This window comes from Gracilibacillus kekensis (assembly GCF_900143085.1).
GTDB lineage: Bacteria > Bacillota > Bacilli > Bacillales > Amphibacillaceae > Gracilibacillus > Gracilibacillus kekensis.
This window is the reverse complement of record NZ_FRCZ01000001.1, coordinates 1-21,576: the sequence shown is the minus strand read 5'-3', so window position 1 is coordinate 21,576 and position 21,576 is coordinate 1. Positions and strand designations below refer to the sequence as shown.

Annotated in this window: 24 protein-coding genes and 1 riboswitch; of the genes, 18 read left to right on the top strand and 6 right to left on the bottom strand. The window is 36.1% G+C overall.

All coding sequences use genetic code 11. The features are described from left to right. Positions 1 to 30: 30 nt before the first annotated feature. From BUC25_RS00115 to BUC25_RS00070, 10 genes are all read left to right on the top strand, one after another. Positions 31 to 1,734 carry an Hsp70 family protein gene (locus BUC25_RS00115; protein ID WP_139251737.1) on the top strand — a complete coding sequence of 568 codons (1,704 nt, stop codon included), beginning with the start codon at positions 31 to 33 and terminating at the stop codon, positions 1,732 to 1,734. Then, entirely contained in the window at positions 1,731 to 3,086 is a 1,356-nt protein-coding gene (locus BUC25_RS00110; protein ID WP_073198517.1) for a J domain-containing protein, read from the top strand. The genes BUC25_RS00115 and BUC25_RS00110 overlap by 4 nt, the downstream gene beginning before the upstream one ends. A gap of 35 nt (positions 3,087 to 3,121) precedes the next feature. Then, the gene (locus BUC25_RS00105; RefSeq protein ID WP_211619535.1) at positions 3,122 to 3,775 is read left to right on the top strand and encodes a DUF1266 domain-containing protein; all 654 of its coding nucleotides are present in this window, start codon (positions 3,122 to 3,124) and stop codon (positions 3,773 to 3,775) included. An 80-nt stretch (positions 3,776 to 3,855) separates the two neighbouring features. Next, the gene (locus BUC25_RS00100) at positions 3,856 to 4,842 is read left to right on the top strand and encodes a DUF3221 domain-containing protein (RefSeq protein ID WP_073198515.1); all 987 of its coding nucleotides are present in this window, start codon (positions 3,856 to 3,858) and stop codon (positions 4,840 to 4,842) included. A gap of 162 nt (positions 4,843 to 5,004) precedes the next feature. Further along, positions 5,005 to 5,604 carry an NAD(P)H:quinone oxidoreductase gene (gene wrbA / locus BUC25_RS00095; protein WP_073198514.1) on the top strand — a complete coding sequence of 200 codons (600 nt, stop codon included), beginning with the start codon at positions 5,005 to 5,007 and terminating at the stop codon, positions 5,602 to 5,604. Positions 5,605 to 5,673: 69 nt separating this feature from the next. Next, positions 5,674 to 5,784, top strand: a riboswitch (TPP riboswitch). Positions 5,785 to 5,866: 82 nt separating this feature from the next. After that, positions 5,867 to 6,841: an ABC transporter substrate-binding protein gene (locus BUC25_RS00090; RefSeq protein WP_073198513.1), complete on the top strand. Its 975-nt coding sequence runs from the start codon at positions 5,867 to 5,869 to the stop codon at positions 6,839 to 6,841. A gap of 15 nt (positions 6,842 to 6,856) precedes the next feature. Further along, complete coding sequence (locus tag BUC25_RS00085; protein WP_058308065.1) at positions 6,857 to 7,150, top strand: MTH1187 family thiamine-binding protein; 294 nt, start codon at positions 6,857 to 6,859, stop codon at positions 7,148 to 7,150. A 141-nt stretch (positions 7,151 to 7,291) separates the two neighbouring features. Next, a complete protein-coding gene (locus tag BUC25_RS00080) occupies positions 7,292 to 8,050 on the top strand; it encodes an ABC transporter permease (RefSeq protein ID WP_084543290.1) in 759 nt (252 codons plus the stop codon). After that, entirely contained in the window at positions 8,047 to 8,790 is a 744-nt protein-coding gene (locus BUC25_RS00075; protein ID WP_073198509.1) for an ABC transporter ATP-binding protein, read from the top strand. Before BUC25_RS00080 ends, BUC25_RS00075 begins: the two co-directional genes overlap by 4 nt. Continuing rightward, positions 8,774 to 9,568 (top strand): TatD family hydrolase, encoded by a 795-nt coding sequence (locus tag BUC25_RS00070; protein WP_073198507.1) that lies wholly within the window; start codon positions 8,774 to 8,776, stop codon positions 9,566 to 9,568. The genes BUC25_RS00075 and BUC25_RS00070 overlap by 17 nt, the downstream gene beginning before the upstream one ends. 446 nt (positions 9,569 to 10,014) lie before the next feature. On the opposite strand, the gene BUC25_RS00065 is transcribed toward BUC25_RS00070, so the two are convergent. From BUC25_RS00065 to BUC25_RS19055, 6 genes are all read right to left on the bottom strand, one after another. Further along, complete coding sequence (locus BUC25_RS00065) at positions 10,015 to 10,764, bottom strand: thermonuclease family protein (RefSeq protein WP_073198505.1); 750 nt, start codon at positions 10,762 to 10,764, stop codon at positions 10,015 to 10,017. Between the two features lie 131 nt (positions 10,765 to 10,895). Then, complete coding sequence (locus BUC25_RS00060; RefSeq protein ID WP_073198503.1) at positions 10,896 to 11,450, bottom strand: hypothetical protein; 555 nt, start codon at positions 11,448 to 11,450, stop codon at positions 10,896 to 10,898. Then, the gene (locus BUC25_RS00055; protein ID WP_244535092.1) at positions 11,447 to 12,073 is read right to left on the bottom strand and encodes an SCO family protein; all 627 of its coding nucleotides are present in this window, start codon (positions 12,071 to 12,073) and stop codon (positions 11,447 to 11,449) included. Before BUC25_RS00055 ends, BUC25_RS00060 begins: the two co-directional genes overlap by 4 nt. Positions 12,074 to 12,174: 101 nt before the next feature. Further along, entirely contained in the window at positions 12,175 to 13,848 is a 1,674-nt protein-coding gene (locus BUC25_RS00050) for a cbb3-type cytochrome c oxidase subunit I (protein WP_073198501.1), read from the bottom strand. A gap of 13 nt (positions 13,849 to 13,861) precedes the next feature. Next, positions 13,862 to 14,329 (bottom strand): cytochrome c oxidase subunit II, encoded by a 468-nt coding sequence (locus tag BUC25_RS00045; protein WP_073198499.1) that lies wholly within the window; start codon positions 14,327 to 14,329, stop codon positions 13,862 to 13,864. Between the two features lie 93 nt (positions 14,330 to 14,422). Next, positions 14,423 to 14,542, bottom strand: coding sequence for a cytochrome c oxidase subunit 2A (locus BUC25_RS19055; RefSeq protein WP_139251734.1), 120 nt, complete (start codon positions 14,540 to 14,542; stop codon positions 14,423 to 14,425). A gap of 171 nt (positions 14,543 to 14,713) precedes the next feature. Between BUC25_RS19055 and BUC25_RS00040 the strand changes: the two genes are divergently transcribed. The 8 genes from BUC25_RS00040 (at position 14,714) to BUC25_RS00005 (ending at position 21,189) form a co-directional block, all read left to right on the top strand. Then, positions 14,714 to 15,085, top strand: a complete 372-nt coding sequence (locus BUC25_RS00040) for a cupredoxin domain-containing protein (RefSeq protein WP_073198498.1) — start codon at positions 14,714 to 14,716, stop codon at positions 15,083 to 15,085. Positions 15,086 to 15,313: 228 nt separating this feature from the next. Next, the gene (locus tag BUC25_RS00035) at positions 15,314 to 15,994 is read left to right on the top strand and encodes an RluA family pseudouridine synthase (RefSeq protein WP_073198496.1); all 681 of its coding nucleotides are present in this window, start codon (positions 15,314 to 15,316) and stop codon (positions 15,992 to 15,994) included. Between the two features lie 14 nt (positions 15,995 to 16,008). Beyond that, complete coding sequence (locus BUC25_RS00030; protein WP_073198494.1) at positions 16,009 to 17,040, top strand: LLM class flavin-dependent oxidoreductase; 1,032 nt, start codon at positions 16,009 to 16,011, stop codon at positions 17,038 to 17,040. A gap of 73 nt (positions 17,041 to 17,113) precedes the next feature. After that, the gene (locus BUC25_RS00025) at positions 17,114 to 17,293 is read left to right on the top strand and encodes a hypothetical protein (RefSeq protein ID WP_073198492.1); all 180 of its coding nucleotides are present in this window, start codon (positions 17,114 to 17,116) and stop codon (positions 17,291 to 17,293) included. Positions 17,294 to 17,417: 124 nt separating this feature from the next. Then, positions 17,418 to 19,040, top strand: coding sequence for a BCCT family transporter (locus BUC25_RS00020; RefSeq protein WP_073198490.1), 1,623 nt, complete (start codon positions 17,418 to 17,420; stop codon positions 19,038 to 19,040). 123 nt (positions 19,041 to 19,163) lie between these two features. Then, a complete protein-coding gene (locus tag BUC25_RS00015; protein ID WP_073198488.1) occupies positions 19,164 to 19,352 on the top strand; it encodes a hypothetical protein in 189 nt (62 codons plus the stop codon). Beyond that, positions 19,349 to 20,827: a sodium:solute symporter family protein gene (locus BUC25_RS00010; protein WP_073198486.1), complete on the top strand. Its 1,479-nt coding sequence runs from the start codon at positions 19,349 to 19,351 to the stop codon at positions 20,825 to 20,827. Before BUC25_RS00015 ends, BUC25_RS00010 begins: the two co-directional genes overlap by 4 nt. A gap of 149 nt (positions 20,828 to 20,976) precedes the next feature. After that, a complete protein-coding gene (locus BUC25_RS00005; RefSeq protein WP_073198484.1) occupies positions 20,977 to 21,189 on the top strand; it encodes a YdbC family protein in 213 nt (70 codons plus the stop codon). Positions 21,190 to 21,576 lie beyond the last annotated feature (387 nt).

Below are 21,576 nucleotides of genomic sequence, written 5' to 3'. Positions count from 1 at the left end.
CAAATATTAGGAAACTAATGGTGGTGATAATTGATGATGATCGGAATTGATTTAGGAACTTCTAATAGTGTTGTAGCTTATTGGAAGGATGGAAAAGTAAGGATTATCCCCAATGCTTTGGGTAATTCATTAACACCTTCTATTGTAAGTGTAGATGAAAACAATGAGATATTTGTTGGCGAAGTAGCTAAGGAACGAATGATTACTCATCCAGAAAAAACAGCTTCCTTATTTAAAAGAACGATGGGGACAGATAAAAAAATCCGATTAGGCAGTGCGGAATACATATCAGAAGAGTTATCGTCTATGATTTTGCGTAAATTAAAACAAGATGCTGAAGCATTTTTAAAAGAAGAAGTCAAAGAAGCTGTGATTAGCGTACCTGCTTATTTTAATGATCGTCAACGAAAGGCAACAAAAAGAGCAGCAGAAATAGCTGGTCTACACGTAGAGCGATTAATAAGTGAACCAACAGCTGCAGCTCTATCATATGGTATTCATGATAGAGAATCAGATGTGAATTTTCTTGTGTTTGATTTAGGTGGCGGAACTTATGATGTATCGATTTTAGAGAAATTTGATGAGATTATTCAAGTGCGAGCTATTGCAGGAGATAATTATTTAGGTGGAACTGATTTTACCACAGCCATTTTTGAACACTTTTTGATCAAAAATGAGATGCAACAAAATACATTAACAGATAAAGAAAAATCCATTTTGTTTAAACTAGCTGAACAAGCAAAATATGACTTGAATGCGGAAGGTAAGACAACTATCACATTTCAGAAGGGTGATAAACAATATTCTAACACAATAGATAATTCTATTTTTGAAGAGATGACGTATTCTTTAATACAACGATTACGTGCACCAATCGTGCGAGCATTACATGATGCATCCTTAAGACCAGATGACTTAGATGCAGTGATATTGGTTGGCGGAGCAACGAGAATGCCACTGATAAAATCGGTAGTGACCAAAATATTAGGTAGAATACCATATTCCGAGATAGACCCAGATAAATCAGTTGCACTTGGAACAGCGATTCAAGCTGCATTAAAACAAAGAGATGCATCAATAAAAGAAACAATCTTAACAGATGTATGTCCTTTTACACTAGGTACCGATATTGTAAAAGATTTGGGGAATCAACAATTTGAAAGTGGTTATTTTTTGCCGATTATTGAACGAAATACACCAATTCCTGTAAGTATTGAAAAACGGCTCTATACTGTTTATGATAATCAAGAAAAAATAGTAATCGATGTATACCAAGGGGAAAGTAGAAATACAAAAGATAATTTAAAGATTGGCGAAGTCACCATTGCGGTTCCGCCTGCTCCCGCAGGTGAAGAAATGATTGATGTGCGGTATACGTATGACATTAATGGAATATTGGAAGTTGAATGTACACAAGTTAGTTCGGGAATGAAAGAGACCATCGTAATCGAGCAAAATCCGGGCAACCTATCTACTGAGGAGATTAAAAATAGATTAAATGAGTTGGCCTCTTTAAAAATTCATCCTCGTGAAAAGGAAGAAAATCGTCTGTTAATAGCCAGAGGTGAAAGGTTATATGAAGAAACATTAGGAAATCTACGTAACGAAGTAGCAAGTTTACTAGAGAATTTTGATCGGGTCATTGAAACACAGAGAGTAGATTATATTAGTAAAGCCGCGAAACAATTAAAACAGCGACTGGATCAAATCGAAGGGTGGAATTCCCGTTTATGATTGATTGGAAGATACTTGATATTGAGCCTGCTGAAGATTTGAAAGTTATAAAGCGTGCATATGCCACACAATTAAAACATTATCACCCTGAAGAGGATCCTAAGGGATATCAGCACCTCAGAGAGACGTATGAAAAGGCAGTAAGTTATGTTCGAAACAAAGTGAATGATAACACTGCTTTTACAAAATCACCTACTGAAACAGTTACCACAATTCATTATCACCACTTACAGACACCATTAGAAGAATTTATTGAAAAATTACAGTCCATTTATCATGATTTTAATCAACGGATTGACACATCTATGTGGCAAAAGCTATTAGATCTGGAAGCAGTATGGAGTGTTGAATGGTATCCTCGAACAAGAATTGTAGTCACGGAATTTCTTAATCAACACCCTTTTTTGCCGATTGATATTTGGGTGTTGTTGAATGAAACGTTTAATTGGAAGAAATGGGACCAGAATTTTTATCAAAAACACATTATACAACATAATCTACTAAGTTATGATTACCTAGAACGCATAAAAAATAGTGAAGTGGATCGGTACTTAGAAGGTAGAAATAAAGTGTATGAAGAGATGAAAACGAATAATATTACTCATGTTGAGAGACTAATTGATAATGTCAAACTAATTTACGCCGATGATCCTGAATTATTACGGCTGCAGGGATTTTATTATCAAAAAAAGGGAAATGATAAACTTGCCTTGCAATGCTATTGTAATTGTTTAGAAAAAAATCCTGGTGATATCGATTGTCTCGCTGAAAAAATCTGCTTATTACATCAATTAAGCAGGTGGAAAGAAGTTATTAAAGAATCAGAGTTATTACTTAAACGTTATGATTTTTTTTCTATCCAACTATTATATATATCGGCATTAATAGAGACTAAACAATGGGAAAAGGCAGAAAAAGAAATATATGTAACCATAGATAAAAGTCCAAATGATATAGAAGCAAATCTTCTACTTACAAAAATAGTGCATCATCAACTAAAAACAAGGAAAAGTCGTGATGAGAAAAATGCAATGAAAAAAATCGTACATCCTTTTTCATTTAAAGATAAAATAGTGTTTTCACTTTTTTTACAACCCTATAAGAAATATCTATTACTCTTTTTTTGTTGTTTAGTTATACAATCTATTATCTCGGATTCAGTGGAACGGTCCATTGGTTTTACATTTTTTGAATTGCTACAAGCACCGTTTTTATTTCTAAGTATATCTCTAGACACATATGGATTTATGCTGGTTCTAATCATTCTTTATTTTATTATTATAAAAACGATCATTCGAGTATTTCGAGTATTTTTTTACCACAGCATTAAGCATCCTGCTAAATTTCGCTAAGGATCAGTTTTTAAGGAGGTGCGGGGGTAGTGCAATTGTCGAAGGAATATATGGAATTTGTTTATGCTATTATCTCATTTCACTATCGGGAAGATCGCTTTATGTTAGAAAGCTTAGGTTTATTTCCTCTTAGAAAAAGCGAGAGTAAACAATTATGTGAGGAATTAAACATTAACAATAAAGCAGACCTAGACAGAATATTAGAATCGTTATATACAGAAGGCGAGCGACAGGAATTTAATCTATTATGGAACCAGCTAAGGTTAATTCCTTATTCAAATCGAGAAGCAGTATTAGCAAATAGGTCTGATCAGAATGAAGACTACCTTCGATTAAAAATGATGCACGAAAAAATGTATCATATCCCACAAGGCGGAATTTTAGCAATAGATATGGTGAACTATTTGTTGCTTGCTGTAGCAGGTTTTAAAGTTAAATATTTGACCGAAGATCAACTCCGATCCTATCTAATAAAAGGTGTTTCATTTTTACAACGAAGTTACAGGAGTTGGCAGGAATTCATAAATGGATATGCACTCGGACGACAATTTATAGCTGTAAATGTGGAACCGAAATATGTGAAAAAAAATAAAAGGTATCTAGTACCTTTTCTATTAGCAAAACAAAGTCCTATGAATCGAATCGATTGGAACACACCATTTGAGGAGCTCGAATCCTTCAAGATGTAGACAATATTTTTATTTGAAAGTGTAACCTTTTTTACAAATAAGCGACAAATAAGATAAATAAACATAAGGGGTCGGTTCGAATGAAGTATTTTCTTGGTGTTTTTGTGCTATTATTGATCGTTGCTTGTGGTACTGCTTCGAATGATGGAAATACCAGTGGAGAGTCACAAGCACCCTCAGATCCATCAGAAGATGTAATGACAGGTTATGTTGCTAAAACAGAGGAGAATCGTATCTTAGTAACGGAAAAACAATTAGATCAACCATTCGATGAAATTGCTGCAGAAAAGGTTAATCAGCAGGCTGGAAATGCTATTTCTTTTAATATAGAGGATATTGAGAATAGTTTAGCAGAATCTTTCACTATTGGGGAAAAAATCGCGGTGACACATGGAGCGGTTGCTGAGTCCTATCCAGGGCAAAGTGCAGCTATTACTATCGAGCGAGTGATTGATAATGAACATGATCTTGTCGAAACTCATGGAGATTATGCGAATCTGATTCAGTTAGAATTGTTCAGACAAAAAGTAGAAAATGAAAAAAGTTCGAACTTGAGACTGGTTAGACACACCACAGAAGGTGATCTTATTTATCACAATATTCAATATAAAGATGGGAATTATCAAGTATTTGTTGATGCAACTCAAGACGAATATGGTGTAGAAGAGACCGTAAGAGAATTTGCATGTGAGCAATTTGAATACTATCTAACTGAAGAAGAAACGTTATCGTTCGACCTACAAAATTGCGAAAATGAGGGCGGACAATTACCAGTTGCTAATGTCCCTTTTTCAGAAATGATTATCCCGGAGCAAAGGTATCATCGTCTAGAAGTGATCTTAAATGACGAAGTGCTTATAGATACTACAGATGAAGGTAAAAAAGAGGAGATTATCAACAAAATAAAAGAAGCTCAGCCTCAATCTGTGATGGCGATGAGTTTGATGGCACCAGAGGGTGAATTGATATTAAAAGGGAAAATGGCAGAGATTCGATTTGATTATTATCCAGAGGGAAATGTCATGCGTTACAATTCCTATATTAGTTCAAATATTCAAGTAAAGTAAAAAAAGAGCTATTGGGCTCTTTTTTTTACTGAGCGATTATCTTGAAAATGAGATAATAAGGTGCTATCATTAAAAATATCTCAGTTTCGAGATAATGTATAAATTATTAGAATACTGGGCAAATCAAAACTTGAAAGTATATAAGAAAGGGAGTATTTATACATGGTTAAGGTAGCAGTAGTATATTACAGTTCAACAGGCACGAATTACCAACTTGCAAAATGGGCAGAAGAGGCAATAAAAGATGCTGGTGCTGAAGTGAAAGTAGTGCGTGCGGAAGAAACAGCACCAGAGGCAGCGATTGCATCCAATCCGGGCTGGAAACAACATTTAGAGGAGACAAAAGATGTTCCTGTTGCAACTTCTGAAGATATAGAATGGGCTGATGCCATTTTATTCAGCACACCAACTCGTTTTGGTACATTACCATCGCAAATGAAACAATTTATTGATATGCAAGGTGGTCTTTGGGCAACAGGAAAAACGGTCAACAAAGTCGTAAGTGCAATGTCATCTGCTTCTAATTCTCATGGAGGACAAGAAGCTACCATTTTAAATTTATATACCGCCATGATGCACTGGGGTGCCATTATTGTACCACCAGGCTATTCAGATGATTCTATTTTTGCCAGTGGGGGAAATCCGTATGGCACAAGTGTGACTCAAAGCCAGGAAGATGGCTCCATGGTAGAAGATGTACAAGCGGCTGTTAAACATCAAGCAAAACGATTAGTAGAAGTTGCTAGTAAAATCCATAGCTAATACCTTTTTAGTTAAAAAGACTTGATGAAATACAAAATCTATGTCAAAGTAGAAAGTAGCAATTCAATAATAAACATGTAGGGGGACCGGTGTTGCCGGTTGAGAGAGTATCCGTGAAGATGCTGACCCTTAGAACCTGATCTGGTTAGAACCAGCGTAGGGAACATATAAGATAACTGAATCTTTATGCGCCCTAGGCAATTTGTCTAGGGCGCTTTCTTGTATGTTCCTCTAAATACAGAAAAATAATAGGGGGATAAAAATGAAAAAATTAGGCTTTGTGTTCATTATTTTTAGTTTTCTTCTAACTGCTTGCGGAAATTCCGATTCAGCGGAAGAGCTCGAGGAAGTTACCTTTGTTCTGGATTGGACACCGAATACCAATCATACCGGTCTATATGTAGCACAGGAAAAAGGATATTTTGAAGAGCAAGGCTTAGATGTTGAAATCGTTATGCCAGGTGAAGCTGGTGCAGATCAAACGGTAGCAACCGGAAAAGCTCAATTTGGAATAAGTGCACAAGAAGCAGTGACAGAAGCACGTGTTCAGGACATTCCAATTGTTTCGATTGCCGCAGTAATTCAGCATAACACTTCAGGATTTGCTGCTCCTAAAGAAAAAGGTATCACATCACCAGCAGATTTTGCTGGTAAAACGTATGGAGGATGGGGTGCACCAGTGGAAGCAGCTGTCATTGATTCCTTAATGAAACAAGAAGATGCATCGGTTGAAGATGTTGAGATTATCAATATGGGAAATACAGACTTTTTTACTGCAGTGGAACGTGATGTTGATTTTGCGTGGATTTATTATGGATGGACTGGTGTCCAGGCTGAACTGAGAGACGTTGAATTAGATATGCTTTATCTAACAGATTATTCTGAGAAGCTAGATTACTATACTCCTGTTATCACAACCAATGAAACTATGATAGAAGAAAATCCGGAAACAGTGAGTGCAATGGTAGCAGCGTTAGAAAAAGGCTATCAATTTGCCATCGAGAATCCAAGTGATGCAGCAGATATTCTAGTAGTAGAAGTACCAGATTTGGATGAGGAATTAGTGCATGCTAGTCAAGAGTGGCTTTCACCAAAATATCAGGATGATGCAGAACAATGGGGCATTCAAACAGAAGATGTATGGCGTAATTATGCAGAATGGATGTTTGAGAATGATTTATTAGAAAGTGAATTAGATGTCGAAGCGGCATTTACAAATGAATTTTTACCAGAATAGAGGGGGAGAATATCCATGGCAAATTCTTTAGTTAGCATTCAAATCATTCCTAAAACACCAAAAGGAGAAGACTCGATCCCTTTTGTTGATGAAGCAATCAAAATCATTGAAAAATCAGGCGTTAAATATCAAGTAAATCCTTTAGAAACAACAATGGAGGGTGAACTACCTCAATTGCTTGTCGTTATCGAAAAAATGAACAACCGTATGCATGAGCTGGATTGTCCCAGTGTGATTTCACAAATCAAGATATATTCACGAGCAGACAATCAAGCGTCGATGAGTGAATTAACAGCAAAATATCATTAATATGTTAGAAGTGTCCAGTAAATGCTGAAAAGTGTCCAATAAACCTTATAAAGTGTCCAATAAACGTAAAAAAGTGTCCAACAAAACATGAAAAGTGTCCAGTAAACGTCAAAAAGTGTCCAATAAAATAGGAGCATGTTTATGTTTGAAAAGTCATATTCAGCAATCATTGTCATTGTGAGCATTCTTACTATTTGGGAGATAACCAGTAGATTATTACAAATACCTACTTGGATTCTTCCTGCACCAACAACAATAGTACAAGAAGCTTTTACAAGTTGGCATAATTATAATCACCATATCTTGTCTACAATTACATTGACAGGGAGCGGTTTTGCTATAGGAGTTTCAGTTGGTCTACTTATAGCAATTCTACTTCACCTTGTACCAAGAATAAGAGAGGCATTATATCCACTTCTTATTTTATCGCAGAACATACCTATTATTGTTCTAGCACCTTTGTTAGTTATTTGGTTCGGTTTTGGTATTACTCCTAAACTTTTAATTATTACTTTAGTTTGTTTTTTCCCGATTGCAGTAGCAACCATAGATGGTTTGAAGCAAACAAATCCAGAACTCATTCATTATATGAAAATGGCAGGTGCGACAAATAGGCAAATTTTTACCAAACTGGAATTGCCTCATGCTATTCCACAGCTATTTTCAGGATTAAAAATTTCGGCTACGTATAGTGTGATGGGTGCCGTTATTTCAGAGTGGCTTGGTGCCAATCAAGGTATAGGAGTTTATATGACATTAGCATCCTCGTCATTTCGTACAGATCGTGTATTTGTAGCGATTTTTTTCATTATGATTTTATGCTTAATCTTTTTTAGTCTGATAATTACTGCAGAACGATTAATTTTGAAATGGCGACCAAGTGAGGAGGGAAAACGGTGAGTACATTAGAAATCGAGCAGCTCTCTAAAAGCTTTGGTTCACAACCAATCCTCGAACAATTGCAATTCCACGTAAAAGAGGGCGAATTTGTATCCTTACTTGGACCATCTGGTAGTGGAAAGAGTACGATTTTTCACCTGATCGGTGGACTATACAAGCCAGATTATGGTTCGATTCGTTTAAATGGAAATGAAATTAGTGGTCAAAAGGGTTCAATAAGTTATATGCCGCAAACACCATCGTTGTTTCCTTGGCGTACCATTTTAGAAAATGTCACACTTGGTGTAGAGTTATTCGAAAAACCAGATAAAGAGAAAGCAAAAAAAATGCTAGAACGAGCAGGACTTGCAGATTATATAGATGCTTATCCACATGAATTGTCAGGTGGTATGCGTCAACGTGTTGCATTTATTCGAAGTATTTTAAGCCCACAACCCTTTATTTGCTTGGATGAACCTTTTTCAGCATTGGACGAATTCACACGATTAGAGATGCAAAAATGGCTATTGTCTATTTGGGATGAGGAGCGCCCTTCTGTTTTGTTTGTTACACACAACATTGAAGAAGCAATCTTTTTATCTGACAGAATTCTAGTTTTAGGATCAAAGCCAGCACAAGTTATCAAAGAGTTTGATATAGCATTTGATCGTCCCAGAAATGGAGAACTAACATTAACTTCAGAATTTCTAGACGTAAAAAAAGCAGTTTATCAAACATTACGAGGTGAGCTGGATGATTGATGCACATATTCATCTTGACTGGTACAAGCGTGAAGAACAACTGCAGATTCTTGATGACTTAAGACAAAACAATTTTAGTGGGTTGATTGCGGTATCCAGTGATTTGGAAAGTTGTCGAAAGGTGTGGGATTTATCGTCTCGGAATGAACATGTTCATCCCGCTTTTGGATGGCATCCAGAACAATCTATACCTGGTAAAGCAGAATTAGATGAAATAGAAGCATTGATTCGTAGGCATCACCATGATCTGGTTGCTATTGGAGAGATCGGCCTTCCTTATTATAAAAGAAAAAAAGATGCTCATTTTAATCTTCAACCCTATCTTGAAATTTTAGAACGATTTATCCTTTTAGCTAAAGAACTTGATCTGCCGGTTGTATTACATGCCATTTATGAAGATGCTGAATTGGTGTGTGATCTCTTAGAAAAACATCATATTAAAATAGCTCATTTCCACTGGTTTAAAGGTTCTGCTTCGACTCTGCAAAGGATGATGAAAAATAAATATAAAATATCCATTACACCGGATTGTCTCTATGAGAATGAAATACAGGAAATTATAAGACAATACCCGTTGGAGTTATTAATGGTAGAAACAGATGGACCTTGGCAATTCGAAGGACCTTTTCGTGGAAAAATGACGCATCCAGTTATGATTAAACAATCGATCAAGATGATTAGCGAAATAAAAGGAAAGCCACTAAATTGTGTGAAAAATTTGATTGTAAATACTACAAAATCGTTTTATAACATACGAGGAAAGAGATTGATAAAATGAATCGTTTTATAACCACCATGTTATCCATCATACTATTTGCAATTGTCCTTGCTTGAATCATGTATATACCAGTGGAGCAAAGAAGTCCTAATGTACATTACGAAGGATTCCCTAGTTTATTTATCATGTATGCTTATTACTCTACACCTCTTTATTTATTGGTAGGATACCTATTTCAATTATTATCGACAGATACATGGTAGGGTTTAAACAGAGATGGTCTTATTCTTATTATTAGCTATTATGCTTTGTGTTATTTGGAATAATCGTTGCTGTATGTTTCTTTGTGTTGCCTGATCTTCGTCATATCTATTTACCTGATCTTAAACGAGTTATTTTGATTGGAATGCTAACATCTTTATTATATTTACATGTATCGATGTTCGTAACGAATGCAAGTAAGATTCAAAATATGTTCAATAAAACGGGTATAAAATAAATAACCGCTATTCACAAGCTACACCGTCACGATCACCATCCATATGAATTCCATACCCTGGGTCACCTTCATAGAGAGGAGTTACCCCAGCTTCTTGTGCTTCTGCACACTTAGCATAATAAACATCTTCTTGATCGCTATTTGTATTAGGTTTGGAACTTACATCCTGATGGTTAAAACCGTCATTGGTTACATAATTATCTTCACTCCAAATGCCAATTCCTGATTCACTTGCTTGTTGTTCTGCTTGTTTCAACTCTTTCTGGTGGGTATAAGGAGGTTCATAGACGTAAGCATATCGAGCTAATCCTACTTCGAGTAACATCTTATTAAAATTCTCACCATCTACCCATATATAGCCGAGCAAACGATCATAGTGATCACGCTTCGGTCCGTCATATTCTATTTGTATCGTTTTTCCAGCGAGCTTTTCCACAGCAAAATCAGTTGCCTCCTGACCATAAGGCTGTTCGGGTAAGTTTGGGTGTTTGGTTTCTGGAGTATCTACTAATAAAAGTCGAACAGTTTCTTCTCTTCCTTCTATTTGAATCTTTACAGTATCACCGTCTACTACACGCTTGACCTCGGCATCAGTAAAGTCTTCGTTATCAATATTAGTTTCTTCCTCGGCTGTGGATGGATCAGCAGCAGAATAGTTATTCTCATTATCATCAAATGTTTTGTCCGCTTCCGTACCACACCCAGTTAGGATCAGAAAAATTAATATAGACATAATCATCCATTTGCGAAAATACATGTTGTCATCCTCCAGTTGTTCTTATACTCTGAGGATTAGTTTACTATAATAGTAATTAAATTACTATGAGAGGTTTACATAGGAGGATATTACCTGATGAGAATGGCCAGCCTTGTATAAATACTAATTTCTTAAAAAGCTTCATCATTTTCAAACAAGCGATACCCAATATACAGTAACAAACAGGCAGCCATTGCAAGAGAACCCCATCCCAATGTCTGTTGTTCAATGATTAAATAGTTATTGCATATTTGTTGATCAATCCAGATATAGATGAACCCAGTAATCACTAAAGTCGCAAAGATAAAGATAAGAAAAATATATTGACCAGTACTCTTGAGCTTTTTCCAACTGTCACGTAAAGGCACTCCTACTAAGAGGGGTAAACTTATAAACTTAAAATATTCAACTACATTATACGTTAATGCATCATCCATTGCCCGAGGGAGTTGCCAATAAGACCAAATTAAAATCACTAGTACAATTCCTGGAACGCCTGATTGATTCCATTTATCAAAAAAATGAGCGAATTTCTTTTGTGAAAATGGGGCGATCAAAAATCCTGTAAAAACGAGCAAGGGCATCTGTGTATGCATATGAAAAATCATAATCGATTCTAATAAATTCGCAACCGGAGGCAAGATTAAAAAGATATACAATATAATTCCATATTTTAATTGTTTCATAGAGAGCCGCCTCCAATCTCAGATTTAATTCTTTCCACTGCCTGATCGATTTCGGTATTGTCCATTACATCAATTAATGATCCTTCACGATTCACCAGGTAAAATGCGCTATTGTGTTGGAAGTTACCATAATCATCTGGTATTACAATCACTCCGAGTTCATCCAATAAGTTATTTAGCTCATCTTTATCATTAATTCGAGCCATTCGCCAAGATTCACCATCACTGTCAAAATAACTTCTATATTTTTCTAAGGTTTTAGGATCATCATTTTCAGGATCGAAGCTAATACTTAAGAATTGGATATTTTCTTTAATCATTGTATCTGGTAACTGTTGATATACTTCTTGCATATTCCGCTCGAGTTGTGGACATACGGTGGCACAATTGGTATACATAAATGTTATAAACAAATATTTATTATGTTGAAGCTCTTGCATACTGTAAGTTCGTGCTTTACTATCTTCTAATATTACTTTAGGTAAGTAAGGTTGTTCACTTATTAATTGATTAGTTCTTGCTTGTTCTTCCGTGAATGCCTGAAAACCATCTGTCCCAATTGTCAAAACACTTAATCCAAGTAATAACACGACCATTAAAGCTATACGTTCATGTTTGGTCACTTTGTTCACCACCTTAATACTTAATTGTCCGTTATTACCATATATTCAGAATGAATGCAGTAATAACGGACAATAGCCTCTTGAATAGATTTATTTCATTATTACCACGTACGTATCGGCGGAGATCCAGGAGGTGCATTGACAATCATATCGACGATTGGGATGACATATGCCATTGCTACAACCGCAAGTAAGACAATTGCCCACAATCCCCAGCGTTCTGTCCACATTGGTACTTTTGGCTGGTCTTCTTCAGGCTCTGCAACAGGAAATTCTGTTGTACCTTTAGGTGCAAAGAACATCATATTAAATACTGCATAGACTTGAATGATGACACCGATCATTAAGAGAGTGGCACCAGTTGCGAAGACAAATTCATAAGGAAGCCAGCTTAATGCTGATTCATGACCAGCATACGTTGTGTCCGATGTTCGACGTGGATCACCTATTAAGCCTGCTAAGTGCATCGATCCCGCCATAATCGCCATACCGATCGTCCAAATCCACGTTTGAATCACGCCAATTTTATTCATTCTAGGTGTCAGTTGTCGTTTCGATAAATGCGGAATTAACCAATAACAAATGCCGAAGAAAGTGAGAACTACAGAAACCCCGACGGTTATATGAAAATGTCCCACAACCCACATTGTATTATGAATAACTTGATTCATTTGGTTACTAGTATTAACGATCCCTCCTGCTCCACCAGGGATAAAGGAAATCATCGCAATCATTGGTGCAAGGAAACGAACATCTCCCCAAGGTAATTTCTTCAACCATCCGAAAAGTCCTTTACCACCTTTGTTACGACCTGCTTTCTCTAATACATAAAACATGGCAAAAGCTGTCATTAATGATGGAACTGCAATCGACAAACTCATAAATACATGTAAAAACTTGATCGAAATAGAAATCGCTGGATCAATAATTTGATGGTGGAATCCTCCAGGTATATTGAGAACAACTAAAAGTATAATTACTAAACGGATTAACTTTTCATTGAAATGTTTTCCGCCAATAATTTTCGGTACGATTACATACCAGGCAGATGTTGCAACAAGGTACCAAATATTTACCAGAGTATGACCGAACCACCAAAACAATGTTCTTGTGACCATAACATTGATGGTTTCTATCCAACCTAGTACCCATGGTATGATCATAAAGACTTCGATGGTAACACCAAGGCTTGCGAAGAACCATAATACAAAAACCCCCATTGCAAAAAATGCAAGAATTGGAGTGGTTTGGCTAGGGTGCTGTTTTCGCCAATAACGGTAGTTGATCATCACTCCAAATGATACTGCCCATATTCCTAATACTAGGAATACTAAACCAACATAAAAAATAGGGTGTGCTGCTAATGGTGGATAAAATGTATAAAGTACAGAAGCCTCTCCTAAAACTATCGTTGTCACACTTAAGACAACACCTATCAGCTTTAACACGATACCTATCCATACCATTTTTCTCACTTTTGGCAATAACCCGTCAAAGGAATGGGAAAGATTTGCTAGTTGATAACCCATCGTAAATGTTGCGGTAAAAACAACTAATAATAGTAAGCCATGTGCTGATAACACTTGATAATAGTTAAATCCTGCCGGTAATTGGTACAGTCCTGCTCTTTCAAGTCCTTGTATTAATCCTAATATCCCTCCAATTAATAATGTAGCAAAAGATATCGTAAAGTAGGTGAGTGATATGGTTGCATCTTGTGGATTAACGCCTAATTTACTTTTTATTCTTCCTTTAAAATCTATTGCCTGTTCCATGGTTGATCCCTCCTTATTTCACTATAATCGTCGTAAACATTGCTTGATGACCAGCCCCACAATACTCATTACACAATACGAGATATTCTCCAGGTTCATTAAATGTTTGTGTAATTTTTTGAATGTGACCAGGTAATACCATTGCATTTAAGTTGGTACCTGGAATTTGGACACCATGGGAAACATCTTTTGAAGTCATCGTAAATTCAACTTCTGCTCCTACAGGTACTTCGATATTCCCTGGAGTAAATGCAAAAGCTTCTAAAGTCATTACTAATTCGTATTTATTATTGCCTGAGTTACTTAATCCAGGATTGTCAAAAGGTGCAGTTTCGTCTACCTTTTGGGGATCAATCACTTCCTTGTTACTCGGTGGCCCCATTCCCAATGCAAACGTTTGGTAACCAACGATTACCATGAAAATAACTAACACACCAATACTTACTGTCATCCAAATTTCTTCTAACTTCCCCTTGTTCATAAATAAATCCCTCCTTTAATTATGAAAATTTTGTGAAAAAGGTAACGTAATACTAGATAAAAAAAGTTACTTATCGGTATAATAAGTAGTGAATTACACTCTATCCATATAGATAGCGAAAACCCCTGCCCACATTAAAATGATAACTAGTGCAACAATAGTGACAGAGGCAATTGTTCCAGACATCGAATGGCTTTTTTCAATTGGACTCATCTTGAAACCTCCTATCTATTTTGTGGTTGCTTCAAGCATAATTTATTTTGATTTTGGAGATAGTGAGCAATATCACACTCTATATGTGATTTAAATCATACCCTTTTCTTAGGAAAAGGATTATGATAAGAATAGCAAAAATACTTTAAGGATTAGAAAGGGGAAAAAATCATGAAAAAAACACTATTAGGCTTAGCAACATTATTACTTGTTCTTATATTAGCAGCTTGTGGGGGCGGTGATGATGAAGGGTCTTCAAGTGATACAGGAGATACAGCCAGTGGAGATGGAGCTGTGGTTGATATAAAAGCATCGAACTGGGAATTTGATCAGGAAGAATATACAGTGCCTGCAGGTGAAGTAACTGTAAACCTTTCAAATGAAGAAGGATTCCATGGTATTGAAGTGGAAGGAACTGATATTCAAATAGACTCTGAAGGTTCTGCTTCTGCGACGCTGGAACCTGGAGAATATACGATAAGATGTAGTGTTATGTGTGGTGCAGGACACGACGATATGGTTGCCACACTAATTGTCGAATAACACAAAACTGAAAGTTAAAACAGAATTCTAAAATTATAAAAATCCAAATGATTGAATATCATTTGGGTTTTTATGCATTACAGGAAGATATTGTATAGCAACGGGTGATTGATATCTGCTCTTGCTGTCTTTCCCTTTCTGTGGTTTTATTCAACAGAATTGAAAGCAGGCATTGCTTTAACTAATTGTGTTAAGATAATAACAACACCGGTTCTAAAGGAGTTTACTATGAAGATTCGAAATTTGCACGAAGACAACCATCTGCTTATGGTTGAAAAACCCGTGAATATTCCAGTTCAATTGGATGAAAGCAATGATAAAGATCTTCTATCGATTTTAAAAGAAGATATAAAAATACGTTATCAAAAACCTGGCAATGTTTATTTAGGACTTGTTCATCGATTGGATCGTCCAGTAGGTGGTGCCATGGTCTTTGCCAAAACATCTAAAGCGGCATCACGGTTATCCGATAGTATTAGAAAAAATGAACTTACCAAAACTTATCTTGCTGTAGTGAGAGGAGTACCAAAACCAACAGATCATTTGGTTGATTTTTTATATAAAGATGTCCAGAAAAATATTGTTGGTGTATCGTCTAAGAAAAATAAAAAGGCAAAAAAAGCAATGCTTGATTATCAAGTGTTAGCGAGTGGCAATGGGTTAAGCTTAGTGAAAATCAACTTACTTACGGGCAGGTCCCACCAGATTCGGGTTCAATTTGCATCACGCGGTTTTCCCTTATATGGTGATCAGAAATACGGAAACAAAGTCAATAAACCTGGTCAGCAGATTGCTTTATGGTCACATGAAGTAGGTTTTATCCATCCCATTCGAAAAGAAGAAACAAAGGTGGTATCTTATCCGCCATCCGAACATCCTTGGACCAATTGGGAGCAATTTTTAGCATAGAAAGGAAGTAAGAAATGGAATTTGGGGTCTATACATTAGCTGAGTTACTAGAGAATCCAAGAACAAAGCAAACGATTCAAGTATCCAATCGAGTTGATATGATTGTTGAAATGGCACAATATGCCGATCAAAAAGGTATTGATATATTCGGGGTCGGTGAACATCACCGCTTAGACTATGCGGTATCCTCTCCACAAATGATGTTATCTGCTATTTCACAACGAACCAAAAATATTAAATTAACAGCTCTAACATCACTATTAAATACTGCTGATCCTGTTCGATTATTCGAGGATTTTGCAACACTTGATCTGTTATCGAACGGTCGTGTTGAATTTACTGCAGGTAGAGGAGCTTTCGTCGAGTCCTTTCCGTTATTTGGTTATAATGAAAGAGAATATGACCAACTGTTTGAAGAACATTTAGATCTTTTTTTACGCTTAAATGAACAGGAAACTCTAACATGGGAGGGTAATTACAGGCCGTCTTTAACAGATGCACAAATTGCACCGCGTCCTTTGCAAGCTAAATTACCTGTAGCAATTGGTGTAGGGGGTACAATTGAAAGTGCCGAACGAGCAGGTAAAAACGGATGTGGCTTAATCGTTGTCATGATAGGAGGTATTGCTAAAAAATATTTACCTTTAATTGAAAGATATCGTCACACGTTTACCGGTAAACATCCACAAGTTGCTATAGCAGGACATACCTTTATCCGTGAAACGAAAGAAGAATTAATGAATGAGTTTTATCCTTATTACGCTAATTATTGGAAACATTTAACCCAACAAGGAATTGGTGGTGCCATGGGTGCAGCCAGATCTGATCTTGAATACATAACAAGTAAGGAGTCTTCACTGTTTGTAGGTACTCCCCAGCAACTAGTTGAAAAGATTGTCTACCAATCACAACTTTTTAAACATGATCGATTTCATGCACAAGTTGATTTTGGCGGGCAAGATTTTACATCAATAAAAAAATCAATCGATTTATTAGTGGAATATGTGATTCCAGAAGTAAACAAGCGACTAATCCAATTTCGATAAAGAAAATAGTATAATTTAGTATCACTCTATGATACGATATAATTAAGCTGAAAGCGGTTTAGAGGGGGATCATATGAACTATAATAAAATAAGAATACCATTATTAACGATATTAGTTTTATTGCTGATATTGGACTTAACAGGTATTATACACGTTCCATTAGCTGTTATCTTGATCATTGCAGTTGCGTTAATTTGGTGGAATATTTACATACGCAGAAATATAAGTAATCAGAATAAAAAGAATAACTGATTCAAAAAGGCAACTATAATGTTGTCTTTTTCTAATTTTTGCATGAATAGAGAATCACCTTTCTTAATTAGTTTTTCGGATTTTGGGTAACTTAAAACTAGTCTAGAGAGAAAGGCATGATCTCATGAAACAACGATTAATTGATTGGCCAACGTTTATTGGAGCCTTTGTTTTATTATTAGTAGTAACAATTCCACTTATTCGCTATCCTGAATTAGGTAAAGAATTTGTTGGTATGGCAAATACATTTATGACGACTAATTTTGGTGTATTGTATTTAGTGATGGGACTGGTCATTTTTTCCTTTTTATTATATGTCGCTTTTAGTAAAAACGGTCATGTGAAATTAGGGAATGAAGGAGAAAAGCCAGAATTTAATTCCTTCTCATGGGCTGCTATGTTATTTGCTGCAGGAATTGGTTCTAGTATTCTGTATTGGTCTGTAATAGAATGGGTCTACTATTATCAAGGGCCTCCATTTGGAGTAGAAGCGGAATCACAGGAAGCAATTCAATGGGCAACGGCATATGGCATATTTCATTGGGGTCCAATTGCTTGGGCTATTTACACGTTACCAGCATTGCCAATTGCCTACTTCTATTATGTACGAAAGAAACCTGTCTTAAAAGTAAGTGAAGCGATACGGCCGGTATTAGGTAAATGGGTAGATGGGCCACTTGGTAAATTGATTGACATTCTCTTCATATTTGGACTATTAGGTGGAGCAGGTACTACATTAGCATTAGGTACACCAATGATTGCAGAAGGGGTAAACCATCTTACAGGAATACCAGTAACTTTATGGGTGCAAGCTGTCATCATGTTAGTTTGTACAACGATCTTTGCTGTTAGTGCTTATTCCGGGTTAAAACGGGGTATCAAACTTTTAAGTGATATTAACTTATGGCTGGCTTTGTTTATTTTGGCATATATTTTAGTAGTAGGACCGACAAGGTTTATTGTAGAAACGACATTTAATTCGGTCGGAATATTATTAGATAACTTTTTTAAAATGGCTACATGGGCTGAACCTTTTGGTAATTTAGGAGGATTTTCAGAAACGGGATTTCCAGAAGGATGGACTGTATTTTATTGGGCGTGGTGGCTTGTTTATGCACCATTTGTAGGTTTGTTTGTGGCACGAATATCAAGAGGGAGAACTATTCGTGAAATGATATTTGGTACGATGGTTTACGGTACATTAGGTTGTGTTCTTTTCTTTGGGATCATGGGCAACTTTGGATTATATTTACAATTAACTGGAGGGTTTGATGCCATTAGTTATATGAATGAGTTTGGTCCAGCTGCGACGATTATAGCTATTATCGCTCAATTGCCATTTTCAGATTTATTAGTAGGTTTATTTACAATACTTGCCGTCATATTCTTAGCAACCACTTTTGATTCTTCTTCCTTCATACTAGCATCTGTCGTTCAGAAAGAAGTGGAAGATGAACCATTACGTTGGAATCGATTATTTTGGGCATTTTCATTATGCATTATGCCACTTTCGTTAATGTTTTTGGGTGGATTGGATACCTTGCAGACTACAAGTATTGTTGGGGGATTTCCTCTAATCTTTATAATGTTCTTGTTGGCATGGTCATTCATGAAAGCTTCCAACCGTGATATTACCGCTTCGGATGATTATGAAGCACCTACGATCTATATTAAACGGTGGAGAAAGAAAAAGAAACGTTCTGCCTTAGAAGTATTAAAGGAAAACGATCCCGATCGAAAAGAATAGAGGTTTTACTAAAAATAGTTACTTTCTAAGATAAGTAACTATTTTTTTATTTACAAGTGTCTTTACACATGTAATATAATGTGTATAATAAAAGTCATGACCACGAAAGGATAGGTGAAATTAGTGAATAAAAAAGAAAAAACATGGGGACTTATTATATTGATTATTGTATTTCTAGGTTATATTATTCCCTATACCTTTTTAAGTAATGTTACCAAATGGTATGGTAGCTTTTTATTATGGACGATTCTGGCTATCTTGATTATTTTGGTAAATTACTTGTTAACGAAAAGTTGGGGGGATGAGGAATGAGTACCACATTAGTTTGGGCGACAATAGCGATATACGTTGTTATTGCTATTGTCATCGCATTTTTATCACGCAATGGTAAACAAAACAGTATGTCTGGCTATTTTTTAGGGGAAAGAAAACTGAATGGTTTTGTCTCGGCATTAAGTTATAGTGCCACTACTTACAGTGCTTTTATGCTAGTAGGTTTAGCTGGTTTAACATATAACGGGGGAATTGGCGCGTTTGGTTTTGAAATTATTTATTTTATGGGTGTATCCCTTGTAGCAATTTTTGGCCCTCGTTTTTGGTTGGTAGGGAAGAAGTATGGCTATGTAACACCTTCAGAAATGTTAGGGGATCGATATCAAAATAAATGGGTAGCAGTAGTAGCAGCCATCTCAAGTTGTATATTTCTAATTCCGTATAGTGCAGTACAATTAACAGGAATTGGTTACTTACTGCAAGGAGTAACGAATGATGCGATTCCATTTACAACAGGTGTTATTATTGCAACAATATTAGCGCTCGTATTCTCATATATTGCAGGTATTCGCTCTGTTGTTTGGACAGACTCACTTCAATCATTACTAATGATAATCACATCAACCATTGTAGTGATCATGATTGTAAATGGTCTCGGAGGGATAAGTGGGTTCTTTGCTTCGATTGAAGAGAATAACCCTCAGGCATTAGCTGTCCCTGGAAATGGATTCTTTAACTTTTGGACTTTCTTAGGTTTAACCATACCATGGTTTTTCTTTAGTATTTCAAATCCGCAAGTCAGTCAACGGTTATTTATGCCCGCTTCATTAAAGAGCATGAGACATATGCTATTGGGCTTTTTGATTTTTGGACTTATCTATACAATTGTATCTGTTGTGTGGGGCTTTTCGGCATCTATTTTATTTCCAAATCTTGAAAATGCCGACTTAGCTACACCGATGTTATTATCGTCAGATTTGGTTCCACCAGTATTAGGTGTGATTGTTATGGTGGGTATTATGGCAGCTGCTATTTCTACTATTGATTCGATTCTATTAACGTTATCTTCATTATTCTCAAGAGATGTTTATCGTAATATAAAAAAAGATGCGAATGATAAGAAACAATTAGCGGTAGGAAAAGTGGTAATCCCAGTGATTGCCGTATTAGCCTTTTTATTTGCACAATTACAACTAGATTTAATTGCTGTCTTATCAGTTGCTTCGTCGGCAGGTTTAATTGTAATTGTACCAGCCATTATTGGTACTTTTTTCTGGAAAAAAGGTACTGCTGCTGGAGTGATTGTCAGTGTATCCGTTAGTAGCATCATTGTGATCTTAATAGAAGCAACCGGAGGTTTATTATTTGGCTTGAAGTCTGGTCTTTGGGGAATTCTGTTTTCGACTATCCTGTTTATCATTATTAGTCTATTAACGAAAGCACCAGAGCAGAAAGCAGATGATTTTATTGGATACGTTAAAGAAAAAATGAAAAACAAGCAGAAATTAACCTAAAATTGTATCTCCCCTTTTCTTCATATAAAATAATGATATAAGAAGAAAAAGGGAGATTTTTATGGTAACAGATCATATAGGTAATTTATTAATAGCTTTGTGTCTGAAGATTAAATAGGAGATAATCAAGAGAATAGGAGGTGTTTCAAGTGGCAGGAATAAAATTTGAAATAATCGAACATGTAGCAGTTCTATCCGAATCCTCGTCAGGCTGGAAGAAAGAAGTGAATCTAATTAGTTGGAACGAGCGAGAACCAAAGTATGACATCCGTGACTGGTCACCAGATCATGAAAAAATGGGAAAAGGCGTGACCTTAACAACCGAAGAATGGCAGCAACTTAAGCAATATATCACTGCATAAGCATCGGTAATAACCAGAAGAATTTAAATGTAAAATCCGAAGCTAATTCAATAAGAATTTGAATTAGCTTCGGATTTTTTATTGCACAATAGGAAGATACTGCGCAATAACTGACGTGGTAATTTTGACAGTTATTATGAGCGTATCAACCGCTACGGCTTGCCCACTTCGCTTTCCGAGGGGCATGCTCTTCAGCTAACTTTGAAAAGAAAAACACTTGTCAAAGTGGATCTTCAGATCATGCTAATCCCTCAGGAGTCGAAGTGGACGCCTGCGCTAAGTTGATATTATACAACGCTAGCATGAGGTTGCATTATGATATTACTTTCATGTGAAAAATTCGTTTATTGGAGTAACAGGCTCAAAATGTTAACTGTCACAATAGTT

What these genes read in the sequence shown, in the direction of transcription:
- BUC25_RS00110 (WP_073198517.1), top strand. Translation starts at nt 1,731, where the DNA reads ATGATTGATTGGAAGATACTTGATATTGAGCCTGCTGAAGATTTGAAA.
- BUC25_RS00100 (WP_073198515.1), top strand. Translation starts at nt 3,856, where the DNA reads ATGAAGTATTTTCTTGGTGTTTTTGTGCTATTATTGATCGTTGCTTGT.
- wrbA (WP_073198514.1), top strand. Translation starts at nt 5,005, where the DNA reads ATGGTTAAGGTAGCAGTAGTATATTACAGTTCAACAGGCACGAATTAC.
- BUC25_RS00090 (WP_073198513.1), top strand. Translation starts at nt 5,867, where the DNA reads ATGAAAAAATTAGGCTTTGTGTTCATTATTTTTAGTTTTCTTCTAACT.
- BUC25_RS00085 (WP_058308065.1), top strand. Translation starts at nt 6,857, where the DNA reads ATGGCAAATTCTTTAGTTAGCATTCAAATCATTCCTAAAACACCAAAA.
- BUC25_RS00080 (WP_084543290.1), top strand. Translation starts at nt 7,292, where the DNA reads ATGTTTGAAAAGTCATATTCAGCAATCATTGTCATTGTGAGCATTCTT.
- BUC25_RS00065 (WP_073198505.1), bottom strand. Translation starts at nt 10,764, where the DNA reads ATGTATTTTCGCAAATGGATGATTATGTCTATATTAATTTTTCTGATC.
- BUC25_RS00060 (WP_073198503.1), bottom strand. Translation starts at nt 11,450, where the DNA reads ATGAAACAATTAAAATATGGAATTATATTGTATATCTTTTTAATCTTG.
- BUC25_RS00050 (WP_073198501.1), bottom strand. Translation starts at nt 13,848, where the DNA reads ATGGAACAGGCAATAGATTTTAAAGGAAGAATAAAAAGTAAATTAGGC.
- BUC25_RS00045 (WP_073198499.1), bottom strand. Translation starts at nt 14,329, where the DNA reads ATGAACAAGGGGAAGTTAGAAGAAATTTGGATGACAGTAAGTATTGGT.
- BUC25_RS19055 (WP_139251734.1), bottom strand. Translation starts at nt 14,542, where the DNA reads ATGAGTCCAATTGAAAAAAGCCATTCGATGTCTGGAACAATTGCCTCT.
- BUC25_RS00040 (WP_073198498.1), top strand. Translation starts at nt 14,714, where the DNA reads ATGAAAAAAACACTATTAGGCTTAGCAACATTATTACTTGTTCTTATA.
- BUC25_RS00035 (WP_073198496.1), top strand. Translation starts at nt 15,314, where the DNA reads ATGAAGATTCGAAATTTGCACGAAGACAACCATCTGCTTATGGTTGAA.
- BUC25_RS00030 (WP_073198494.1), top strand. Translation starts at nt 16,009, where the DNA reads ATGGAATTTGGGGTCTATACATTAGCTGAGTTACTAGAGAATCCAAGA.
- BUC25_RS00025 (WP_073198492.1), top strand. Translation starts at nt 17,114, where the DNA reads ATGAACTATAATAAAATAAGAATACCATTATTAACGATATTAGTTTTA.
- BUC25_RS00020 (WP_073198490.1), top strand. Translation starts at nt 17,418, where the DNA reads ATGAAACAACGATTAATTGATTGGCCAACGTTTATTGGAGCCTTTGTT.
- BUC25_RS00010 (WP_073198486.1), top strand. Translation starts at nt 19,349, where the DNA reads ATGAGTACCACATTAGTTTGGGCGACAATAGCGATATACGTTGTTATT.